At 39.3% G+C, this 20,865-nt stretch carries 18 protein-coding genes; 12 read left to right on the top strand and 6 right to left on the bottom strand.

What is annotated here, in order from left to right; genetic code table 11:
- Positions 1–19 precede the first annotated feature (19 nt).
- From NO346_RS01105 to NO346_RS01055, 11 genes are all read left to right on the top strand, one after another.
- Positions 20–886, top strand: a complete 867-nt coding sequence (locus NO346_RS01105; protein ID WP_087547377.1) for a hypothetical protein — start codon at positions 20–22, stop codon at positions 884–886.
- A 463-nt stretch (positions 887–1,349) separates the two neighbouring features.
- On the top strand, positions 1,350–5,828 hold the full coding sequence (gltB, locus tag NO346_RS01100; RefSeq protein ID WP_256413957.1) for a glutamate synthase large subunit: 4,479 nt from the start codon (positions 1,350–1,352) through the stop codon (positions 5,826–5,828).
- A 71-nt stretch (positions 5,829–5,899) separates the two neighbouring features.
- On the top strand, positions 5,900–7,321 hold the full coding sequence (locus NO346_RS01095) for an FAD-dependent oxidoreductase (RefSeq protein WP_087547375.1): 1,422 nt from the start codon (positions 5,900–5,902) through the stop codon (positions 7,319–7,321).
- Between the two features lie 371 nt (positions 7,322–7,692).
- Positions 7,693–8,283: a LemA family protein gene (locus NO346_RS01090; protein WP_004660169.1), complete on the top strand. Its 591-nt coding sequence runs from the start codon at positions 7,693–7,695 to the stop codon at positions 8,281–8,283.
- 85 nt (positions 8,284–8,368) lie between these two features.
- Complete coding sequence (locus NO346_RS01085) at positions 8,369–9,376, top strand: YgcG family protein (RefSeq protein ID WP_371924476.1); 1,008 nt, start codon at positions 8,369–8,371, stop codon at positions 9,374–9,376.
- Entirely contained in the window at positions 9,370–9,930 is a 561-nt protein-coding gene (locus NO346_RS01080) for a TPM domain-containing protein (RefSeq protein ID WP_256413941.1), read from the top strand. The genes NO346_RS01085 and NO346_RS01080 overlap by 7 nt, the downstream gene beginning before the upstream one ends.
- Positions 9,931–10,346: 416 nt before the next feature.
- Positions 10,347–10,886, top strand: coding sequence for a prepilin-type N-terminal cleavage/methylation domain-containing protein (locus tag NO346_RS01075; protein WP_371924475.1), 540 nt, complete (start codon positions 10,347–10,349; stop codon positions 10,884–10,886).
- A 156-nt stretch (positions 10,887–11,042) separates the two neighbouring features.
- Positions 11,043–11,582 (top strand): prepilin-type N-terminal cleavage/methylation domain-containing protein, encoded by a 540-nt coding sequence (locus NO346_RS01070; protein ID WP_371924474.1) that lies wholly within the window; start codon positions 11,043–11,045, stop codon positions 11,580–11,582.
- Between the two features lie 201 nt (positions 11,583–11,783).
- Positions 11,784–12,314 (top strand): pilin, encoded by a 531-nt coding sequence (locus tag NO346_RS01065; RefSeq protein WP_004660176.1) that lies wholly within the window; start codon positions 11,784–11,786, stop codon positions 12,312–12,314.
- Positions 12,315–12,338: 24 nt separating this feature from the next.
- Positions 12,339–13,082 (top strand): TfpX/TfpZ family type IV pilin accessory protein, encoded by a 744-nt coding sequence (gene tfpZ, locus NO346_RS01060; protein WP_256413938.1) that lies wholly within the window; start codon positions 12,339–12,341, stop codon positions 13,080–13,082.
- 80 nt (positions 13,083–13,162) lie between these two features.
- Positions 13,163–14,797, top strand: a complete 1,635-nt coding sequence (locus NO346_RS01055) for an O-antigen ligase (protein ID WP_256413937.1) — start codon at positions 13,163–13,165, stop codon at positions 14,795–14,797.
- A 53-nt stretch (positions 14,798–14,850) separates the two neighbouring features.
- On the opposite strand, the gene bfr is transcribed toward NO346_RS01055, so the two are convergent.
- The 6 genes from bfr to gmk all read right to left on the bottom strand — a co-directional run bounded on the left by bfr (position 14,851) and on the right by gmk (position 19,799).
- Positions 14,851–15,315, bottom strand: a complete 465-nt coding sequence (gene bfr, locus NO346_RS01050; RefSeq protein ID WP_005156520.1) for a bacterioferritin — start codon at positions 15,313–15,315, stop codon at positions 14,851–14,853.
- Between the two features lie 265 nt (positions 15,316–15,580).
- Positions 15,581–15,775 (bottom strand): bacterioferritin-associated ferredoxin, encoded by a 195-nt coding sequence (locus tag NO346_RS01045; protein ID WP_004660183.1) that lies wholly within the window; start codon positions 15,773–15,775, stop codon positions 15,581–15,583.
- Positions 15,776–15,947: 172 nt separating this feature from the next.
- The gene (locus NO346_RS01040; protein ID WP_004660185.1) at positions 15,948–16,337 is read right to left on the bottom strand and encodes a RidA family protein; all 390 of its coding nucleotides are present in this window, start codon (positions 16,335–16,337) and stop codon (positions 15,948–15,950) included.
- A 172-nt stretch (positions 16,338–16,509) separates the two neighbouring features.
- Positions 16,510–18,618, bottom strand: coding sequence for a bifunctional (p)ppGpp synthetase/guanosine-3',5'-bis(diphosphate) 3'-pyrophosphohydrolase (locus NO346_RS01035; protein ID WP_256413936.1), 2,109 nt, complete (start codon positions 18,616–18,618; stop codon positions 16,510–16,512).
- A gap of 208 nt (positions 18,619–18,826) precedes the next feature.
- Positions 18,827–19,105, bottom strand: coding sequence for a DNA-directed RNA polymerase subunit omega (rpoZ, locus tag NO346_RS01030; protein WP_004660187.1), 279 nt, complete (start codon positions 19,103–19,105; stop codon positions 18,827–18,829).
- Between the two features lie 70 nt (positions 19,106–19,175).
- Complete coding sequence (gene gmk / locus NO346_RS01025) at positions 19,176–19,799, bottom strand: guanylate kinase (RefSeq protein WP_004660188.1); 624 nt, start codon at positions 19,797–19,799, stop codon at positions 19,176–19,178.
- Positions 19,800–19,901: 102 nt separating this feature from the next.
- Here gmk and ispH point away from each other — a divergent pair, with 102 nt between their 5' ends.
- Complete coding sequence (gene ispH, locus NO346_RS01020; protein ID WP_256413935.1) at positions 19,902–20,852, top strand: 4-hydroxy-3-methylbut-2-enyl diphosphate reductase; 951 nt, start codon at positions 19,902–19,904, stop codon at positions 20,850–20,852.
- The last annotated feature ends 13 nt before the right edge of the window (positions 20,853–20,865 follow it).

The following is a 20,865-nucleotide window of genomic DNA, read 5'->3' as shown; positions in this document are numbered from 1 at the left end:
TCAATATATTGAGAAAAATATGCTTATTTCTAGATCAATCTGGCAAAATATTCAACAATACAGTTGGCTCACGCTTGCAATTGTATGCTTGATTGCTGCATTGGTCTTTTGGGGAATTACTGATGGAGATGCTTTGGTTGAGGTGGATCAACCAGCTAAAACTGAAGTTCAAATTCAACCTGAAAAAGTGACTGCAACTGCTCATCTAGGTGCCTTTTCTAATGAGGTGAAGCCGCTAGATTTAACAACCAGAGTTGTTGTTTCTAATGAGCATGCACCAGAATTTCGTGGCACTAAATTTATTAAAGAAAATCAGCAAAAATGGACGATGGAAATCTTTCGTAGTTCAGATGAAGCAATTGTTAAAAATTTTTTGTTGAGTCGATTAGATCGGAAAAAGTTTATTTATTTCCGCTTAACTGGGGAAGATCAGGCAGAACAATATGTTCTTGTTTATGGTATGTCACCGAATATGGAGGAAGCAAATCATCAGTTTGCTCAATTGAATTTGGTACTTCCGCAATCCGTGCAACCTAAAGCCCAGCAATTATCAAAATATGCAGAGTTTGTGAATGATTTAGGGTTTGATGAATTAAAAACAGCGACAAATCAGCTTTATGATATTCAGTTAAAACCCGCAGCGCTACCTAAAGTGGACGAGAGTTTGTTGGCTGCAGGGGCGGTGGTTTCACAAGGCAGTTTGGGTGTTAGTTCAGAAAAGCCAGCAGTTGATCCTGCAATAGCAACTCAGACAACAGTCACACAGCGTGATGCTCAAGGTAACGTGGTAAACGTCAAACAAAGCCAATCTTCAACACAAAACCCTGAAAAATTGAAAGAAAATTCAGATTCTTCTAAACGCGATGTGGTAGATCCATTCAATTAGTGTTGCACTAATTTTGAGCATAATTGGCGCTATTTTAAGGCGAAATGACTTATTTTGGTGCAAAAAAACCTGATAAGATATAGCTTTAGCCTATTATAAATTAAGGTTATTTTAATTTTTTTAATGATTTAGTAAATTTATAATTAATTGGTATGTTTTTTGCTTCCTTGTGGTGCTAATTTATCTGCTCATTGCACTTTTTCACACTAAACACCCAATTAATTTAGTGAAATGGAAAGTTTTTGTGCTTTACAAACATTGGTGAAGGTGTAATAACTGAAAACACTTTATATGCTTGAGTACGCTGTTTCTTCTTAAAGAAAGGCGTATATTGCAAATCCGCCAGGAAAAATGTTTTTGCGAAGCATTGAACTTTATATGAGTTGATCGGCAATATCGCAGAAAATGAATTGATTGTTTGTTGCTCGAAAGAGCCATGTTGAAAGAAGGGTACGCTATGCACATGCCATCGCCTAATACTGTAGCTCCCGCTCAAGGCTTATATCAGCCTGATGAGTTTAAGGATAACTGTGGTTTTGGTCTGATTGCCCATATGAAGGGTGAATCAAGCCATCATCTGGTCGAAACTGCGATTCACAGTTTAAGTTGCATGACGCACCGTGGTGGTATTGCCGCGGATGGTAAAACAGGAGATGGTTGCGGATTGTTATTGGCAATGCCAAAACAATTTTTCCGTGAAGAAGCTCAGAAGCTAGGCAGTAATCTAACTGAGATTTTTGCTGCAGGCACAGTATTTTTGAATATCGACCCTGCTTTAGCTCAAAATGCAAAGAACATTTTAAATAAAGAAATTGCAGCAGAAGGTTTAACGGTTGCGGCATGGCGTGTTGTACCAACAAATAATGATGCTTTAGGTGAAATTGCATTACAATCACTCCCAGCATTTGAACAAATTTTAGTGAACTGCCCAATGGGTTTGACAGAAGTTGAATTTAACCGCAAGTTATTTTTAGCTCGTCGTCGTGCAGAACAACAATTACAAAACGATCCATTATTCTATGTGACCACACTTGCAACAACTGTCATCAGCTATAAAGGTTTGATGATGCCAGCAGCAATTGCTGACTTCTATACCGACTTAGCTGATGAGCGTCTAAAATCGCATATTGTGGTATTCCATCAGCGTTTCTCAACCAATACTTTGCCACGTTGGCCATTGGCTCAGCCATTCCGTTATCTTGCGCATAATGGTGAAATTAACACCATTACAGCAAACCGTAACTGGGCATTGGCTCGTACGCCGAAGTTTGAAAATCCATTACTGCCGGGTTTAACTGAGTTAAATCCGATTGTAAACCGTACTGGTTCGGATTCATCAAGCCTAGACAATATGCTTGAAATTCTTGTTGGTGGCGGAATGGACTTATTCCGTGCACTTCGTATGCTCGTTCCACCAGCATGGCAGAATGTTGAAACTTTAGATGCTGATCTACGTGCATTCTATGAATTTAACTCTAAGCATATGGAAGCTTGGGATGGTCCAGCAGGTCTTGTGATCCAAGATGGTCGTCACGCGATTTGTATGTTGGATCGTAATGGTTTACGCCCTGCACGTTGGGTGATCACCAAAAATGATTACATCACGCTTGCATCAGAGATTGGTGTATGGGGTTATGAACCAGAAGATGTTGTGTCTAAAGGTCGTGTTGGTCCTGGTCAAATTTTAGTTGTAGATACTTTGACAGGCAAAGTGCTTGATACGAAAGATGTCAGCAATCACCTTAAAAACATGCGTCCGTATCGTGAATGGTTGCGTGACCATGCGATTCGTTTGAAAGCAGATCCTCAGCTTGAAGAACAATTGAGTGATCAGGGTTTAACTGGTGATGCATTAAAAGCGGCTCAAAAAATGTTTATGGTGACATTTGAAGAGCGTGATCAGATTTTGCGTCCAATCGCAGAAAGTGGTCAGGAAGCTGTTGGTTCAATGGGTGATGATACGCCAATGGCAGTCTTGTCTCGTCAAGTTCGCCATGTATCAGACTATTTCCGTCAACAGTTTGCGCAAGTGACTAACCCACCAATCGATCCATTACGTGAATCGATCGTAATGTCATTGGAAACATGTTTGGGTCGTGAGCAAAATGTGTTTGAACAGGGCCCTGAACACGCTGACCGCATCATTATTTCAAGCCCTGTATTGTCACATTCAAAAATGCAGCAGCTTCGTGATGTTGAAAAAGAACGTGCGGGTTATGCTGTTGCTGATATCAATCTGAATTATGCAGAAACCGAAGGTTTACAAGCCGCAGTTGCACGTATTTGTGAAGAAGCTGCACAAGCTGTTCGTGATGGTAAAACTTTAATCGTTTTGACCGATAAAAATATTCGCGAAGGTTTCTTGCCAGCAAACTCAGTATTGGTAACTGGTGCAGTACATCATTACTTAATTCAAGTTGGTTTACGTACTGATGCAAATATTTTGGTTGAGACAGGTTTCGCACGTGATCCACATCAATTTGCAGTACTACTAGGTTTTGGTGCGACAGCAATTTACCCGTATTTAGCTTATGACGTGATTAATGATTTGGTTGCGAAAGGCGAATTATTGGGTGACCCAATTTATGCGCAAGCAAACTTCCGTAAAGGGATTGAGAAAGGCTTATTAAAAGTACTTTCTAAAATGGGGATCTCGACAGTTGCTTCTTATCGTGGCGGCCAACTGTTTGAAGCAGTAGGTTTGTCATCTGAAGTCGTGGATAAATGTTTCCTTGGTGTACCAAGCCGTATCCAAGGTGCGACTTTCGCTGATTTAGAAAATGACCAGAAAAAATTGGCAAGCACAGCTTGGTCAAATCGCAAGCCAATTGATCAGGGTGGTTTACTCAAATTCGTATTCGGTAAAGAGTACCATGCGTTCAACCCTGATGTGATTAACTCATTGCATAAAGCGGTTCGTTCAGGTCAATATCAAGACTTTAAAGAATATGCTGAGCTAGTAAATAACCGTCCAGTTGCTACGATTCGTGACTTATTCAAGTTAAAAACAACCGATTCGATTGCGATTGATCAAGTTGAAACGATTGAAGAGATTCTACCTCGTTTTGATTCTGCGGGAATGTCTTTGGGTGCATTATCTCCAGAAGCACATGAAGCAATTGCAATTGCGATGAATACGATTGGTGGTCGTTCGAACTCTGGTGAGGGCGGTGAAGATCCTGCACGTTACGGTACGATTCGTAACTCGAAAATCAAACAGATTGCATCAGGTCGTTTTGGTGTAACTCCTGCGTACTTAACCTCTGCTGAAGTGTTGCAGATTAAAGTGGCACAGGGCGCGAAACCAGGTGAAGGTGGTCAGCTACCAGGTGGTAAAGTGAATGGCTTAATTGCACGTTTACGTTACTCAGTACCGGGTGTGACTTTGATTTCTCCGCCTCCGCATCATGACATTTACTCAATTGAAGATTTGTCACAATTGATCTTTGACTTGAAGCAAGTCAATCCTCAAGCGATGGTATCGGTAAAACTAGTATCAGAGCCAGGTGTTGGAACGATTGCGGCTGGTGTGGCAAAAGCATACGCTGACTTTATTACCATTTCAGGTTATGACGGTGGTACAGCAGCATCTCCACTTTCATCGATTCACCATGCGGGCTCGCCTTGGGAACTTGGTTTAAGTGAAGCGCATCAAGCACTTCGTGTAAATGACTTGCGTGGTAAGGTTCGTGTTCAAACGGATGGTGGTTTAAAAACTGGTTTAGACGTGATCAAGGCAGCTATTTTAGGTGCTGAAAGCTTTGGTTTTGGTTCTACGCCAATGATCGCATTAGGTTGTAAATACCTACGTATCTGTCACTTGAATAACTGTGCAACTGGTGTCGCAACACAGCAAGACCATTTACGTAAAGAGCATTATATTGGCGAACCAGAAATGCTGATCAACTTCTTCAAGTTTATTGCTGAAGAAACACGTGAATGGTTGGCTGCTTTAGGTGTTGCATCACTCAAAGATTTGATTGGTCGTGTTGATTTGCTTGAGGTTTTACCAGGCGAAACTGAAAAGCATGCGCATCTTGATCTCAGCGCATTATTGACATCACATCCTGCTGCTGAAGGCAAAGCTCAGTATTGCCAAGTTCAAGGTAATGCGCCATTTGATAAAGGTGTATTGGCTGAGAAAATGGTGGCTGAGATGTTACCAGCAATTGAAGCAGGTACAGGTGGTTCGTTTAACTTCACTGTCGGTAACTGTGACCGTTCGATTGGTGCGCGTATTTCTGGTGAAATTGCACGTCGTTATGGCAACTTGGGTATGGAAAACAGTCCAGTAGTCATGAATCTTGTAGGTACTGCTGGTCAGTCACTTGGTGTTTGGAACGCTGGTGGTTTGCATATCAAACTTGAAGGTGATGCGAACGATTATGTTGGTAAAGGCATGGCGGGTGGTCGAGTTTCGATCTTCCCACCAAAAGGTTCACCGTTCCAAACACAAAATACTGCAATCATCGGTAACACTTGTTTGTATGGTGCGACTGGCGGTAAGTTATTTGCTGCGGGTACTGCGGGTGAGCGTTTCGCTGTTCGTAACTCAGGTGCTTTTGCAGTCATTGAAGGTGCTGGCGATCACTGCTGTGAATATATGACAGGTGGTGTGGTAACTGTCTTAGGTAAAGTTGGTCATAACTTTGGTGCGGGTATGACAGGCGGTTTCGCTTATGTACTTGACCTTGATAACGACTTTGTTGACTACTACAACCATGAGCTGATTGACCTAAATCGTATCTCTACCGAGTCGATGGAAGATCACAAAGAAAATCTACTGCGTATCCTTGATGAACATATCAAAGAAACAGGTAGTGCTTGGGCATACAAAATCCGTAATGAGTTCGACTTCTATAGTCGTAAGTTCTGGCTTGTAAAACCAAAAGCTGCTAATTTGCAATCGCTTTTGAAAACAACCCAAGCTGATCCACAATAATTCCACGACTGCAAAGACATAGGCAGGTGCAGAGGTGAAGGACACCACTGCGCCTACCCACGGAGAGAGACATGGCAGAACGCCTCAATAATGACTTTCAATTTCTGGATGTACCACGTCAAGATCCAGAGAAAAAAGATATTACTGTCCGCAAAGCAGAGTTTGTGGAAATTTATAAACCTTTTACAGCGGAAGTGGCTGCAAACCAGACTCATCGTTGTTTAGGGTGTGGTAACCCATATTGTGAATGGAAATGTCCTGTACATAACTACATTCCAAACTGGTTAAAACTGATTGCTGAAGGTCAAATTTTCCAAGCAGCTGAACTTTGCCACCAGACCAATACCTTGCCAGAAGTTTGTGGTCGTGTTTGTCCGCAAGACCGTTTGTGTGAAGGTGCATGTACCTTGAATGACGGCTTTGGTGCAGTCACGATTGGTAATGCAGAAAAATATATTAATGATACAGCGTTCGCTTTGGGCTGGCGTCCAGATATGTCTGGCGTTAAATGGACCAATAAAAAAGTGGCCATCATTGGTGCGGGTCCAGCAGGTTTAGGCTGTGCTGATATTCTTGCCCGTGGCGGTGTGAAACCAGTTGTATTTGATAAACGCCCTGAAATTGGTGGTTTACTTACATTTGGTATTCCAGAATTTAAAATGGAAAAAGATGTGATGAAACGTCGTCGTGAAATCTTCACGGGGATGGGTATCGAATTCCGCTTAAATACTGAAATCGGTGTTGATGTAACGATTGAACAACTCCTTGCTGAATACGATGCCGTATTTATGGGGATGGGAACTTATACCTACATGAAAGGTGGTTTCCCTGGCGAAGATCTTGATGGTGTTTACGATGCCCTAGATTTCTTAATTGCTAACGTCAATCGTTGCCAAGGTTGGGAAAAAGATCCAAGCGAATACATCAGTGTTGATGGTAAGAAAGTGATTGTTCTTGGTGGTGGTGACACTGCAATGGACTGTAACCGTACTTCATTACGCCAAGGTGCGCATGATGTGACATGTGCTTACCGTCGTGACGAAAGCAACATGCCGGGTTCTGCGCGCGAAGTGAAGAATGCCTATGAAGAGGGTGTAAAATTCCTATTCAATCGCCAACCGATCGAGATTGTGGGCGAGAATGGAAAAGTGACTGGTGTTAAAGTGGTCACTACCCAAATGGGTGAGCCTGATAGCCGTGGTCGTCGTAGTCCTGAACCTGTTCCGGGTTCTGAAGAAATTTTACCAGCAGATGCGGTATTACTTGCATTTGGTTTCCGTCCAAGTCCTGCTGATTGGTTTGGTTCTGCAAATGTAAGTTTAGATGGTTCAGGTCGTGTCGTTGCGGCAGAACAACAAGAATTTAAATTCCAAACATCTAATCCAAAAATCTTCGCTGGCGGAGATATGGTGCGTGGTTCAGACCTTGTTGTGACTGCAATTTGGGAAGGCCGCCAAGCAGCAGAAGGTATTTTAGATTATTTAGGTGTCTAATTCATCTTTTTAGTTTGATTGCGATAAAGCCTGCTCAAGCAGGCTTTATTTTTTTCATCTTATCTTTTTGGTAGTTTTAGCAAATCTTGTAAGCTTTCTGCCCTGTCCCTGATCATTTTTCAGCATGATACTCGAAGACCAATCAGGAAATTGTGCAGGCAATAAAGATGGCTCTTGCAAATGCAAATTCAGAGAAAATTATTTAAATCTTCCCAAGGCATTTGGGGTTACAGTACAACGGTTACAGTTCTCAGATGATTTTATGCAATGATATAAATATTTCAACAAATAAATGTTACACAGCGAACAAAAAATCACATTACAATGAATTATTGCAAAAAATATAAAGAAAAACCTGAGGATAAATTTTTATGAAAGTTATTAAGAAAACCGCATTAGCAACAGTATTAACAAGCACTTTGTTGTTTACAGGTTGTGGATATAATACTTTACAAGTGAAGGATGAAGCCGTAAGTGCTTCATGGTCTGAGGTGCAAAACCAGTATCAACGACGTGCTGACCTTGTTCCCAATCTTGTCAATGTGGTTAAGGGCTATGCTAAACATGAAGAGCAAGTCCTCACAGAGGTTACGCAAGCTCGTTCCAATGTGGCAGGTCTAAAAGTGGATAAAGAAGTTTTAGAAGACCCAGCGCTATTCGAAAAATATCAACAAGCACAAAGTCAATTGACAGGTGCATTATCTCGTTTAATTGCGGTTTCTGAAAATTATCCAGATTTAAAAGCCAATGAACAATTCCGTGATTTACAAGCACAATTGGAAGGTACAGAAAATCGAATTGCGGTTGCTCGTAATCGATATATTACGACAGTGCAAGATTACAATTCATATGTGCGTCAGTTCCCACAAGCAATGACGGCAAAAGTCATTGGTATGAAAACCAAAGAGAACTTCAAAGCAGAGCAATCTGCGCAACAAGCGCCAACAGTTTCATTTAATTAAGATTTGAAATTGTTCTTGATGGGTTTGGAGTTGCCATATGTTGGAAAAAATTACACAGAAACTTAAGCAGCTTTCGGCTGTTCTCATGATTGTTTTTGTAACACTATTTTTTCAACATACAGTTTGGGCTGAGGTTGCGACTGCAACAGATGAAACTGATTTAGTTGTTGCAGGTAAAATGATTCAGCAGCCACAACAAAATCAATCACAACCGAACACTAGAGCACAACAAGCACTTATTTTACCGCAAGTTGCCAATGATATGGCTGAGGGTGAATCCATACGTGGTTTACCCACTTTAAACCAACCTGTGATTGATCAGGCTAAGATATTGAACGAGGCTGAGGTACAGCAACTCAATCAAAAAATACTGACGTTGTATCAGCAGGGTAAAGCTCAGATTGGGGTGATTATTGTACCCACCACAGGACAGGAAGCTATTTTTGATTTTGCTTTACGTACAGGTGAAAAATGGCAATTAGGTTCTGCTAAACGTGATAATGGTTTGTTGATGGCAATTGCAGTCAATGATCGCAAAATTCAGATTCTAACAGGCTATGGTCTCGAAGGTGTTTTACCTGATGTGGTTCTTAGCCGCATTATTCGTAATCAGATCACACCCTCTTTTAAACAAGGTCAGTATGCACAAGGAATCTCATCAGGTTTGGATGAAATTAGCCGTATTGTGAACCAAGATCCAGAAATTGCCCAACAGGCTGCCCAAGAATTAAAAGACCGTCATGAACAAGCTTTACGTGAGCAACAAGCGAAAGATAATACGCTAACTATGGCGCTATTCATCCTGATTGCTGGTGTTGTCGGTTCATTCATTGTTGGCAATCGTTTAAGTGCCTCCACTGCGGCAGTAGCTGCAACTGTTGCGGGACTACTCAATGGGGCAGGGCTTGTGATGAGCCTGTTATTAGGCATCGGAATTTTCTTTCTACTGATTACTTCATTGGCACAGCTTATTTTTCAAGCTTTTCTATCTGGAGGGGGGCGAGGTCGAGGTGGTTTTGGTGGAGGAAGTGGTGGTGGATATAGTGGCGGTGGCGGTAGTTTTGGTGGAGGAGGAGCATCAGGTTCATGGTGACAAAGACGGATACAACGGAAATCATTACGCAATCGAAACTGGAAGAATATGCACAACCTAGTCTAAAACGTTGGTTCAAACATTTTTTCTATATTTCTTCTGCATATCGTTTTTTTAATAAAAAAGACCGCTTAGAGATTGCACAAGCTGTTCAGCAAGCCGAGAAAGGGCATGTCGGTGAAATTCAGGTGGTAATAGAAGGGCATATACCCTGTTCACAGGCTTATCATCAAAACACACGGCTACGTGCTCAGCAGCTATTTGCTGAATTAGGTGTATGGGATACTGAATTGAATAGTGGGGTTTTGCTTTATTTGAACCTTTGTGAGCGTAAAGTTGAGATTGTGATTGATCGTGGTCTTAAAAATGCGACTCAAACTGAGATTTGGAATCAGATTTGTCAGCGTATTGTTTATCAACTTGCTCAAAAACAACATCTAGAAGCCATCAAAAACGGAATTTGTGAGATTGGTCAAGTGTTAGATCATTATTTTATCAAAAATCAAAATAATCATGAAAATGAGTTACCTGATGAGCCTATTATTTTAAATTAGATATGATTATCAGCTAATCCACTTTGATTCGCTTATTGCTATCATATTCGTGCGTAAAGAAAGCTTCATAATTTATCATTTGTAATAATATGCCCTTTTATCTTCCGATAAATGGAAGAAGTAAAAGTGATTATTTTTGTGTGATTTGTGTCATGAAATCTAAATTCTATAAGATATAAATCATAGTTGAGTTTTAGGATTTAGGCGAATAAAGTGTTAAAGCTGTCAATATTTGTCACTTTATCCCCAAAAATATGGTGTTTGAGTTATTTCGTAGCAATAATAATATTCTTTTAAGTCTCTGTTTTTTTGAGTTAAAATTGGCTAAGCTAAGGATTGGCATAGAACATGCTAAATACAAAGTAGCTAAAAAGGCTTATAAAAATTTAATACATTGGAGAAATGTTATGAAATCAATGCAAAAGGGTTTTACTCTTATCGAATTGATGATCGTTGTAGCGATCATTGGTATTTTGGCTGCAATTGCACTTCCTGCTTACCAAGACTATACAGTGCGTACACGTATCACTGAAGGTTTGGGTCTGGCTGAATCTGCAAAATCAGCGATTCAAACTGACGGTTCTGCATCTGCGGCGGATCTTACTCGTACTGCAAATACATGGAATGCTCAGGCAGCAGGTACAGGTGCGAACTCTAAATATGTGAACTCTGTTCAAATGAATGCTGGTACTGGTTTGATTACTATCGTATATAACGATCAACAAGTTGGTTTGGCTGCCGCAGAAAGAACGATTACTTTAACGCCATGGGTACGTAGTGGCGCTGCAGGTGCTGGTGAATCATTAGCTGCTGCAATTGCTGCTGGTCGTACTGGTACAATTGACTGGGGTTGTGCTTCTGAAACAAATGCAACAGCTACAGCAAGTGGTATCACTGTAGTTGCTTTAGGTGCAGCAGGTGTACGTGCTAAATACGCTCCAGCAGCTTGTCGTTAATTAATACAATAAAGTTGTATTAATTGTATTCTTTTAAAGATACATGTTTTAAGTTAGAATCGTATAAGCCAAGGATCGGCATATAACATGTTAAACATAAACTAGTTGAACAAAGCTTGTAAAAATTTAATACATTGGAGAAATGTTATGAAATCAATGCAAAAGGGTTTTACTCTTATCGAATTAATGATCGTTGTAGCGATCATTGGTATTTTGGCGGCAATTGCACTTCCTGCTTACCAAGACTATACAGTGCGTACACGTATCACTGAAGGTTTGGGTCTTGCTGAATCTGCAAAATCAGCGATTCAAACTGACGGTTCTGCTTCAGCGGCAGATCTTACTCGTACAGCAACTACTTGGAATGCCCAAGCTGCTGGTACTGGTGCAAACTCTAAATATGTAAACTCTGTTCTTATGGACGGTGCTACTGGTTTGATTACTATCGTATATAACGATCAACAAGTTGGTTTGGCTGCCGCAGAAAGAACGATTACTTTAACGCCATGGGTACGTAGTGGCGCTGCAGGTGCTGGTGAATCATTAGCTGCTGCAATTGCTGCTGGTCGTACTGGTACAATTGACTGGGGTTGTGCTTCTGAAACAAATGCAACAGCTACAGCAAGTGGTATCACTGTAGTTGCTTTAGGTGCAGCAGGTGTACGTGCTAAATACGCTCCAGCAGCTTGCCGTTAATACTTTCCTAAAAAAATGCAGCCTTAGGGCTGCTTTTTTTTATTCAAAATAAATGATTAGATGTAATAAAAATACGAATAAAGTGACGTTTTAGGTTACCTTCTTTTTTTTGATAAATATAAGTTGCTGTAAAATAACATTTTAATTTATGGTACGCTTTTTGATTGTAAAATAATAATAAATGGGATTATGGGGTGGAGTATGCAAAAGGGATTCACACTGATTGAGTTGATGATCGTTGTTGCAATTGTGGGTATTTTGGCTGCAATAGCAATGCCTGCGTATCAGGATTATACGGTTCGTACTCGTGTCGTGGAGGGGCTTGGTTTGGCTGATCAAGCAAAACAGGCAATATCGATTGAAGCGATTATTTCGGCAGCAGATTTACAGCGTGTAGCGCAGGCTTGGAATGCACAAGCTGTAGGTACTGGGGCAAATAGTAAATACGTGAATAGTATACAAGTTGATGAAGTGACAGGTGAAATTGAAATAACATTCAACCCGACTCAAGTCGGTATTGCTGCAACAGAAAATACGTTGATGCTGAGCCCTTATATTCGGGCAACCAATGGTAATGCACTAACTTTATTGGCTGCTTTGACTGCAGGTCGCAGCGGATCAGTTGACTGGGCTTGTTCATCGCAAACACAACAATCTGCTATAATGCAAGGCATGCCAGGAGCAACGTTAGGTACAATTCAGCCAAAATATGTTCCAGCAGCATGTAGGTGATTTTAGAAGGAATTTAATTAAAAAATGCAATCAGCAAAGACAAAATTTGTTATAACGCACTTATTTTTTTCATTGTGTGTTGCATTGTGCGTCGTCGTACTTATTTTTGTTTTTTGGTACCCGTTGCCTTTGAATAAAGCGACTGGAGTCACGCATATTTTTTTAATGATGCTCGCAATAGATATTGTTTTAGGTCCCTTTTTTACTTGGTTGGTTTATAAAGAAGGAAAAAAGACTTTAGTATTTGATTTAGTAGTTATTATTTTGATCCAAATCGCTGCACTGGGCTATGGAATTTATAATATTGCACAAGGACGCCCAGTATGGATTGTATATAGTGTTGATCGATTTGATCTTGTTAGGAATAATGAGCTTTATACAAAAAATATTCACCGTGCTCAAAAAAAATATCAACAAACATCTTGGTTAACACCGCAGTTTGCAGCAATTGAGTTTTCGAAAGATCAAAAACAACGTAATGCAGATATGTTTGATGAGGTATTGGGTGGGGTTGATATTTCCCAACGACCAGAACGTTATGTGGCGATTGATAAAGCTAAAGTTCAGATTCAGAAACGAGCACAAGATTTGGTATTATTATCGAAATATAATGATCCTGATTCTGTGAAAAAGATATTAAAAAGATATCCAAAAGCAAATGCTTTTGTTCCATTAAAAGCAAATGCAGTAGATATGACTGTGTTAATTCATAAAGAAACTGCCGAGGTAATTGAAATTGTAGATTTACGACCTTGGAAATTAAATTAAATTAAATTTATTCGATTTTGAAAATTTGTTTAAATGAGCTTCGATGTATAATCTATCGAAGCTCATTTTTTTATGTCGATATGCAAATTCTTTGTAGTGTAGTTGCAGTTTTGTTGATTAGTTTTGCTTGGCTGTCACCATTTCATACCTATCCCTGGGTGACATTTTCTAGTGAGCTGGCAAGCTTCGGAGCTGCTTTGGCATTATTGGGTGTTCTGCTCAAACAAAATATTAAAATTCCTATACCACAACTTTTGATGTTGCCTTTGTTTTTGATTCCTGTATTTCAATGGTTATTTGGACTCGTTCCAGATTTTAGTGTGGCATTGCTAAGCTTTTCATATGTTTTTATGTTTTGGTTGATGATGATAGGTGGGTATAACCTGTCCTCTATATCTCAAAATCGTGAACGCTCTATGCAAGATATGAGTTATGTAGTGTTGAGTGTTGCTTTTATAAGTAGTTTGATTGCGATTGTTCAATGGTTGAATCTAGAGTCAAATTTTAGTTGGGTTATTCAACTAAAGGGAAGTCGGCCATATGCGAATTTTGGTCAACCCAATAATTTAGCTACATTTTTGATTATAGGTTTAATGGGTGCGTTGTTTTTATATGAAAAGCATAAAGCATCCTTGTGGCTACTTATCCCATCAAGCTTATCTATCTTATTTGCGATTTGCTTAACGCAGTCACGGACTTCCTGGCTAGTCTGTATTTTTATTTGTATCTATTGGATGATTAAGCAATATAAGAATAAACCAAGGCTTAATTTTATTAAGTTATTTGGTTGGGCTGCTACTTATTTTTTAATTGCGGGCTATTTATTGCCTATTATCGCACAAGTCATGACGACAAGTGTTGGAGAGGCAGTAACCCATACAGCATCACTAGCAGAACGTGCAGGTTCAGGGCATGAGCGTCTTGGGATGTGGATGCAAATTATACATGCCATAGGTGAGCGTCCGTGGTTTGGTTATGGCTGGAATCAAACAAGTGTCGCGGTTGTGGAAAGTATTCATTTTAATACCGTACAAGTTTGGTTTAATAGCGCGCATAATATCCTGTTAGATCTGTTGGTTTGGAATGGTTTGCCATTAGGCTTTTTAATTATTGCGTACTTTGCGATTTGGTTATTTTGGTTAAGTAAAAATGCAAAAGATACAATTTCGATTGTGGCAATATTGATGGTGAGTGCAATTTTGATGCATGCGATGTTGGAGTTTCCGCAGCGTTATGCTTACTTTTTATTGCCAATGGGTTTTTTGTTGGGGTTAATTCAAGCTCAAACGCCAAATTTAAACGGTGTTAGCTTACATCGAAATATTATTCGTTGTGTATGGCTCGTTTCTCTGATTGTCTTACTGTTGATTTGGCGAGATTACAAACTGTTCCAAGAGAATAGTAAATTGGTTTTTAAGCAAAAACCAGTTTCAGAAGAAATATTGGGAAGTTCTAAAATATTGATACTTACTCAATTTCAGCAAAGATTAGATTGGATTGCTTTAAAGCCTCAGACATTGATGTCTGATTCAGATCTTAGCGTAATTGGCGAAATGGTTAAAAATAAGGCTACACCATATAATTTAAAAAAATATGCACAATTACTTGTCTATAATCACAAGCTTGATGAAGCGGACCAACAATTATTTGTTTTACAACAATTGTATAAGCAAAAAATAAGCTTGTCAGAAATTATGGAATTAAATAATAAATAAACTTCTAAAATTCATCTACTTTATCTTTTAAGGGATAAAGTAGATGACATGCTTTAAATTTGGCTTTGGATATAGTTTTCGATGCCAACATTTTCAACTAAATCAAGTTGTGTATCGAGCCAATCCCAATACTCTTCTTCTTTCTCTAAAATTTCCTGAACTAAATCACGTGTAACGTAGTCTTGTTGTGCTTCAGCAAGTTCAACAGCTTGTTTAATCGCTTCAATGTTTTCTTTTACTTTACGAATGTCGCAATTGAGGACTTCGATGGTATGTTGCCCAATATACAATTTACCTAGATGCTGTAAATTAGGTAGGCCTTCTAAGAATAAGATTCGTTCAATGACCTTATCCGCATGCTTCATTTGACGAATTGATTCTTTATATTCAGCGGAGCCAAGTTTTTCAATTCCCCAGTCATTAAACATACGAGAGTGTAAAAAATATTGGTTAATTGCAGTTAAATGGTGATAAAGCACCTGATTCAGTTGATTAATCACGTCTCGATTGCCTTTCATTGCACTTACTCCATAACACCATGATGCCCTAGTTTTTAAGGCAATTTATATGATTTTAATCAACAAATAATAATCTGACGAGTAAATTATAGAACGGCAAATGAAAATCACAATCAAAATACGAAAAGCATTTTGGATTCGTACTAAAGTGAATCACTGAAATAAAAAAACCGCTTATCTGAGGAATGGTTAAAGTTCGACAAGAAGCGGCGTAGTCGTAAACAGATCGTTAAATGAGGTTGTTGAGATATTGGATTAATTTAGATTATGCAGCAACTGAAATACGAGCAGCTATTTCTGCGAGCTCATCACTAATAATAGAACGGGCTTCGGGTGCACAACGACCACAGCAAGTGCCTAAGTCGAGTAAATCACGAATTTCACGATAACTTTCAGCGCCGTTTGCAACAGCGTCTTTGATATCTTGATCTGTGATTCCACGGCATAAACAGACATACATGGGAGTGATCCACAAATATTAATGCGATAATTGATATTATTGATAATTGTTATCGTTTGTCAATGAATTTCATTCTTAGAGTGAAGATATTCTTATTGAGAATTTGAATAAAAAAATACCACCTGATCGGTAGTATTCTTTCTTTATTTTATCTATTTGATAAATATCGCATTTAATTCTGTGTTGGAATAATAACAATACCATCCATTTCGACTAATGCACCTTTAGGTAGGCTTGCGACACCCAATGCTGCACGAGCTGGATAGGGCTGGGCAAAATATTCGCCCATAATTTGATTCACCAATTGGAAGTGAGAAAGATCTGTAAGGAAGATATTCAATTTAGCGATATCTGCTAAGCTGCCACCTGCGGCTGCACATACTGCTTTTAGATTGTCGAATACACGACGAATCTGAGCCTCAATACCTTCTACAAGTTCCATACTGTATGGGTCTAAGCCAATTTGACCTGAAAGATAGAGCGTATTGCCAACAAGAATTGCTTGAGAATATGTTCCGATAGCAGCAGGGGCGTGTTCAGTATGAATAACTTGACGTGACATTAAGCTCTCCTATGTCATTGTTTCTATCTTAAACAATGTGACTTTAACACAAAAGTTTGGCTCCGAAACGGTCGAATACTGTTTAGTCGCAATTGTTTGCAAATGATTCATTAGCTTTAAAAATAAGGAATCTTTCAATTTTAGGTCTGGGTGAACATCGTCTATTAAACGATTAACAGACTTTTGCAACTTCTGGTTGGGCGATTGGCATATTTAATCGTTCAATCCGTGGGAAGCCAAAATGCATGCGTAAATCACGAATAATTTGGGCAATTTGATTTCGATTGCTCACGACTATATTCACATAGGTTTTCTGGTCTTGTGAATAGACCATTTCTACGCCTGTTTTGGCCTTTCGGCATTGATAAATCAGGTCAGAAATTTGTTCGTCACTCATCGTCATATGAATACATAAGAAAGCACTAAAGCGAACATCATCAATTTCTTCTGATTGCCAGTGTAAAGGCATAATGTTTTCAGGATGGAGGTGCTGTTCATGCAGTAAATTACGGCAGCGTGAACGGTGTACGATTAAACCACGTCGAGATAAATGTCCCTGAATTGGATCGCCAAGCACAGGATTGCAACAGTGTGCATATTTTACATCAACACCCTCAGTTCCTAAAATCAAGCGATCAGAAGTTTCATGATGCTGAGAATGGTAATCTTGAGCAAATAAATGATTTGCAACCAATTGAGGCAATAAATCCCCAACTGCGATTTGTTCAAATAGCGTATCTTTATTAGCTAAATGTCGCCATTCCAAAACATTAATCCAGTCAGTTTGGGAAAGGTCGTCAATTGAGCGGTGAAACAGCTTTAACGCACGATTGAGTGCTTGTTGACCGACAAGACGTTGCTCATCAATGTCTTGTTCTCTTAACAAATTCTGTAATGCACGGCGTGCTTTTTGAGTATTAATAAAACTGAGCCAATCTGGATTCGGTGTTGCTAATACGTCTGTGATAATTTCAACTACTTGTCCGCTATGCAATGGGGTTGAAAGAGGACGAATTTCACCATCCACTTTTGAGCCAACGGCATGATTGCCTAAAAACAGGCTGGCTGAGTAGGCGAAGTCGACGACAGTTGCGCCTTGAGGAAGTTCATGTAATTGGCCGTGTGGCGTATAGACCCAAATTTTTTCCTGATGTAAATAATCAAGTAAGTCACTAAAAGTGGTTTTTGCACAATCACTGTCTATGAGCGTATTTAGGTTCTGCATCGAAGCTTGAATTGCCGAACGGCATGCTTGAGGTGCATTCTCCCCGAGTACTACACCAAAACGAGCAGCTTTACGCATTAATTCGGTTTGGATCGTCAAAGATAATGTTGTTTTTTCACCTTTTAGCTTAATCATTAATGATTGATTACCACCCGGTAATGGGCGGCGAATATAATCGTTATATTGTAAAACTTGGAAATTATCTTTTAATGCTTCAACGAGACGATCACAGTCTGCAATGCTATTTAAAATAATTTCAAAGGCATGGCTATGACTGAGCTCATTTAAATCAATTTCACTTTTTACGAAATGACGTAGTAATTCAATATTATTATTTTTCTTTTTAATACGACCTTGTAGATTATATTTTTTAAGCAAATCTGATAATTTTTGCTCCCATACTGCTTGGTATTCACAACGTTTGGGTTTGGTTTCTAATAATGCGGCTTGCACATCATTAAACATATCCAAATCAAGATTTTGATAACATAAGTGTTCTAGGTTATCGGCCATTTCATTCATACCGACTAAACGTGCCATAGGTACGAAAATATCAAAGGTTTCTTGCGCGATACGTGCTCGTTTATCTGGACGTAATGCGCCTAAAGTCGTCATATTATGATAGCGATCTGCGAGTTTAATAATAATGACACGTGGATCTTGTAAGGTGGCTTGTAGAATTTTGCGGAATGATGCCGCCTTATTATATTCCTTATCACTAGAGTGGCTGAGTTTGGTTACACCATCAACAAGTTCGGCAACAATAGATCCAAATTTTTCACCAATCTCATCTTTGCTAAATTCGGTATCTTCAATGACATCGTGTAATAAAGCTGCCATAAGCGTCTCGGCATCTAAACGCATATGCGCCAGAATGCAACTCACAGCAATAGGATGAAGAACATAGGGTTCACCGCTTTTTCGCGTAATACCACTATGTGCTAAATCAGCAAAATCACAGGCAGCAAGTACACTCTGAATATCACTATCTTTAAGATAGGCTTCAATAATGACCTTGAGTTGTTGCTTGGCTTGGCTGACCTCTTCGCCTGGCATAAAACACCTTTTATAACATGAATTCAGGAATAAATAAGACTAGCTTCTAATGAAAAGCATATTGTGAAACTTGTCAATTTGTTCATTAGAAAAACTCGTAAATTTTTTCAATGAAATATATTGTTTTTACCAATATAGCACTGAAATTTTCAACAAACAAAAAAGCCCAGTGTATTCACAATGGGCTTTTAGACAAAGCAAATCAAATTTAGAAAGAGAAGCCTTCTAAATTTAATGAGTTTGTAGACAACACCATATCAAGATTTGAAGTCTGATAATCTTGATCGCGTTGTTTTAAAATTTCTTTAGTGACATGACCTGCCGCAATTTCGCGTAATGAAACGACTGTTGGTTTATCATTATCCCATTCTACAGTTGGTTCCATACCTTGACGTGCCAATTGACGTGCACGTTTACTCGCTACCAGTACTAACTCAAAACGGTTATCTACGTGGTCTAAACAATCTTCAACGGTTACACGTGCCATAAGTTGTCTCGTTTGAACATTACATTTGAAAAGACTAAATAGTATAAAAGGCTTTTAAATAAGACTCAAGTTATTCGCGATTAAGGGTGATTAACTTTTCAATTAATTGCTGGTGACGAGCACTTTGCTGTAAGGTAACTAAACGATTTGCTGTAATAATTGCTTCTAAATCATGAACAGCTTTATTGAAATCATCATTGATGATGATGTAATCGAAATTTGCGAAATGACGCATATCTTCTACAGCACAACTTAAACGATGTTCAATTACTTCAACTGAATCTGTTCCGCGATTAGACAATCGTTGTCTTAAATCATATTGAGTTGGCGGCAAGATAAAGATTTGTTTTGATTCAGGAAAAAGTCGACGAACTTGATCGGCACCCTGCCAGTCAATTTCGAGTAACACATCATGACCTTGTTGTAATTGTTCTTTGACTTTGGCTTGAGATGTACCGTAGTAATTACCAAATACTTCTGCATACTCAATAAAACCACCTTGTTCTACTTGAGCTAAAAAAGTTTCAGTATCAGTGAAATGATAGTGAACACCATCAAGTTCACCAGGGCGTTGACCACGTGTAGTATGAGAGACAGAAACGTGTAAATTGCTGACTCGATCGAGTAGGGCTTTAACAAGAGATGTTTTGCCTGTTCCTGATGCCGCAGAAACGACAAACAATAGACCCGACATGATATTTTTCCTGATATGATAAAATATCTTGGCTATTGTAGTGTAGCGTGCCATTAAACGAAATAGTTTGGCATAAATATTCAGGTGATAAGAGAGGATGTTATGGAAATTGTATTGGCCAATCCGCGAGGTTTCTGTGCTGGTGTTGACCGTGCGATAGCAATCGTCAATCGCGCACTAGAATGTTTTAATCCGCCAATTTATGTCCGTCATGAAGTCGTACACAACAAGTTTGTGGTTGATGATCTACGTCAGCGTGGTGCTGTTTTTGTAGATGAGCTTGATCAGGTTCCTGATGATTCCATCGTGATCTTTAGTGCACATGGTGTTTCCAAGGCTGTACAGCAGGAAGCGGATCGTCGAGGTCTAAAAGTATTTGACGCAACTTGCCCTTTAGTGACTAAAGTACATATTGAGGTCACGAAATATGCTAGAGAAGGAACGGAAGCAATCCTAATTGGGCATGAGGGGCATCCTGAAGTTGAAGGCACAATGGGGCAATATGATAAATCTGGTGGTGGAAAGATTTATTTGGTTGAAGATGAAGAAGATGTTGACGCTTTGGTAGTTGAGCATCCTCATAAAGTTGCATTTGTCACTCAAACGACGCTTTCGATTGATGATACGGCTAAGGTCATCGATGCCTTAAGAACTAAATTTCCTAAGATTCAAGGTCCGAGGAAAGATGATATTTGTTATGCCACTCAGAATCGTCAAGATGCGGTACGTGATTTGGCGGAACAATGTGATGTAGTGTTGGTAGTAGGTTCTCCGAATTCATCGAATTCAAATCGCTTACGTGAGTTGGCAGAGCGGATGGGGAAATCTGCTTATCTCGTGGATAATGCTGATCAGCTTGAAAAAGAATGGTTTAAGCACGAAAGTAAAATCGGTGTGACTGCAGGTGCATCTGCACCAGAGATACTGATCAAACAAGTGATTCAACGGTTACAAGATTGGGGTGCAACCCCTCCTAAAGAGTTGGATGGACGAGAAGAAAATATTACGTTTAGCTTACCTAAAGAGTTGCGTATTCAGGTGATACAAGCCTAATTCCTATACAAAA

It is taken from the genome of Acinetobacter sp. 5862, assembly GCF_024494585.1.
GTDB lineage: Bacteria > Pseudomonadota > Gammaproteobacteria > Pseudomonadales > Moraxellaceae > Acinetobacter.
The sequence above is the reverse complement of the archived record's forward strand: the minus strand, read 5'-3'. Positions and strand labels throughout refer to the sequence as shown.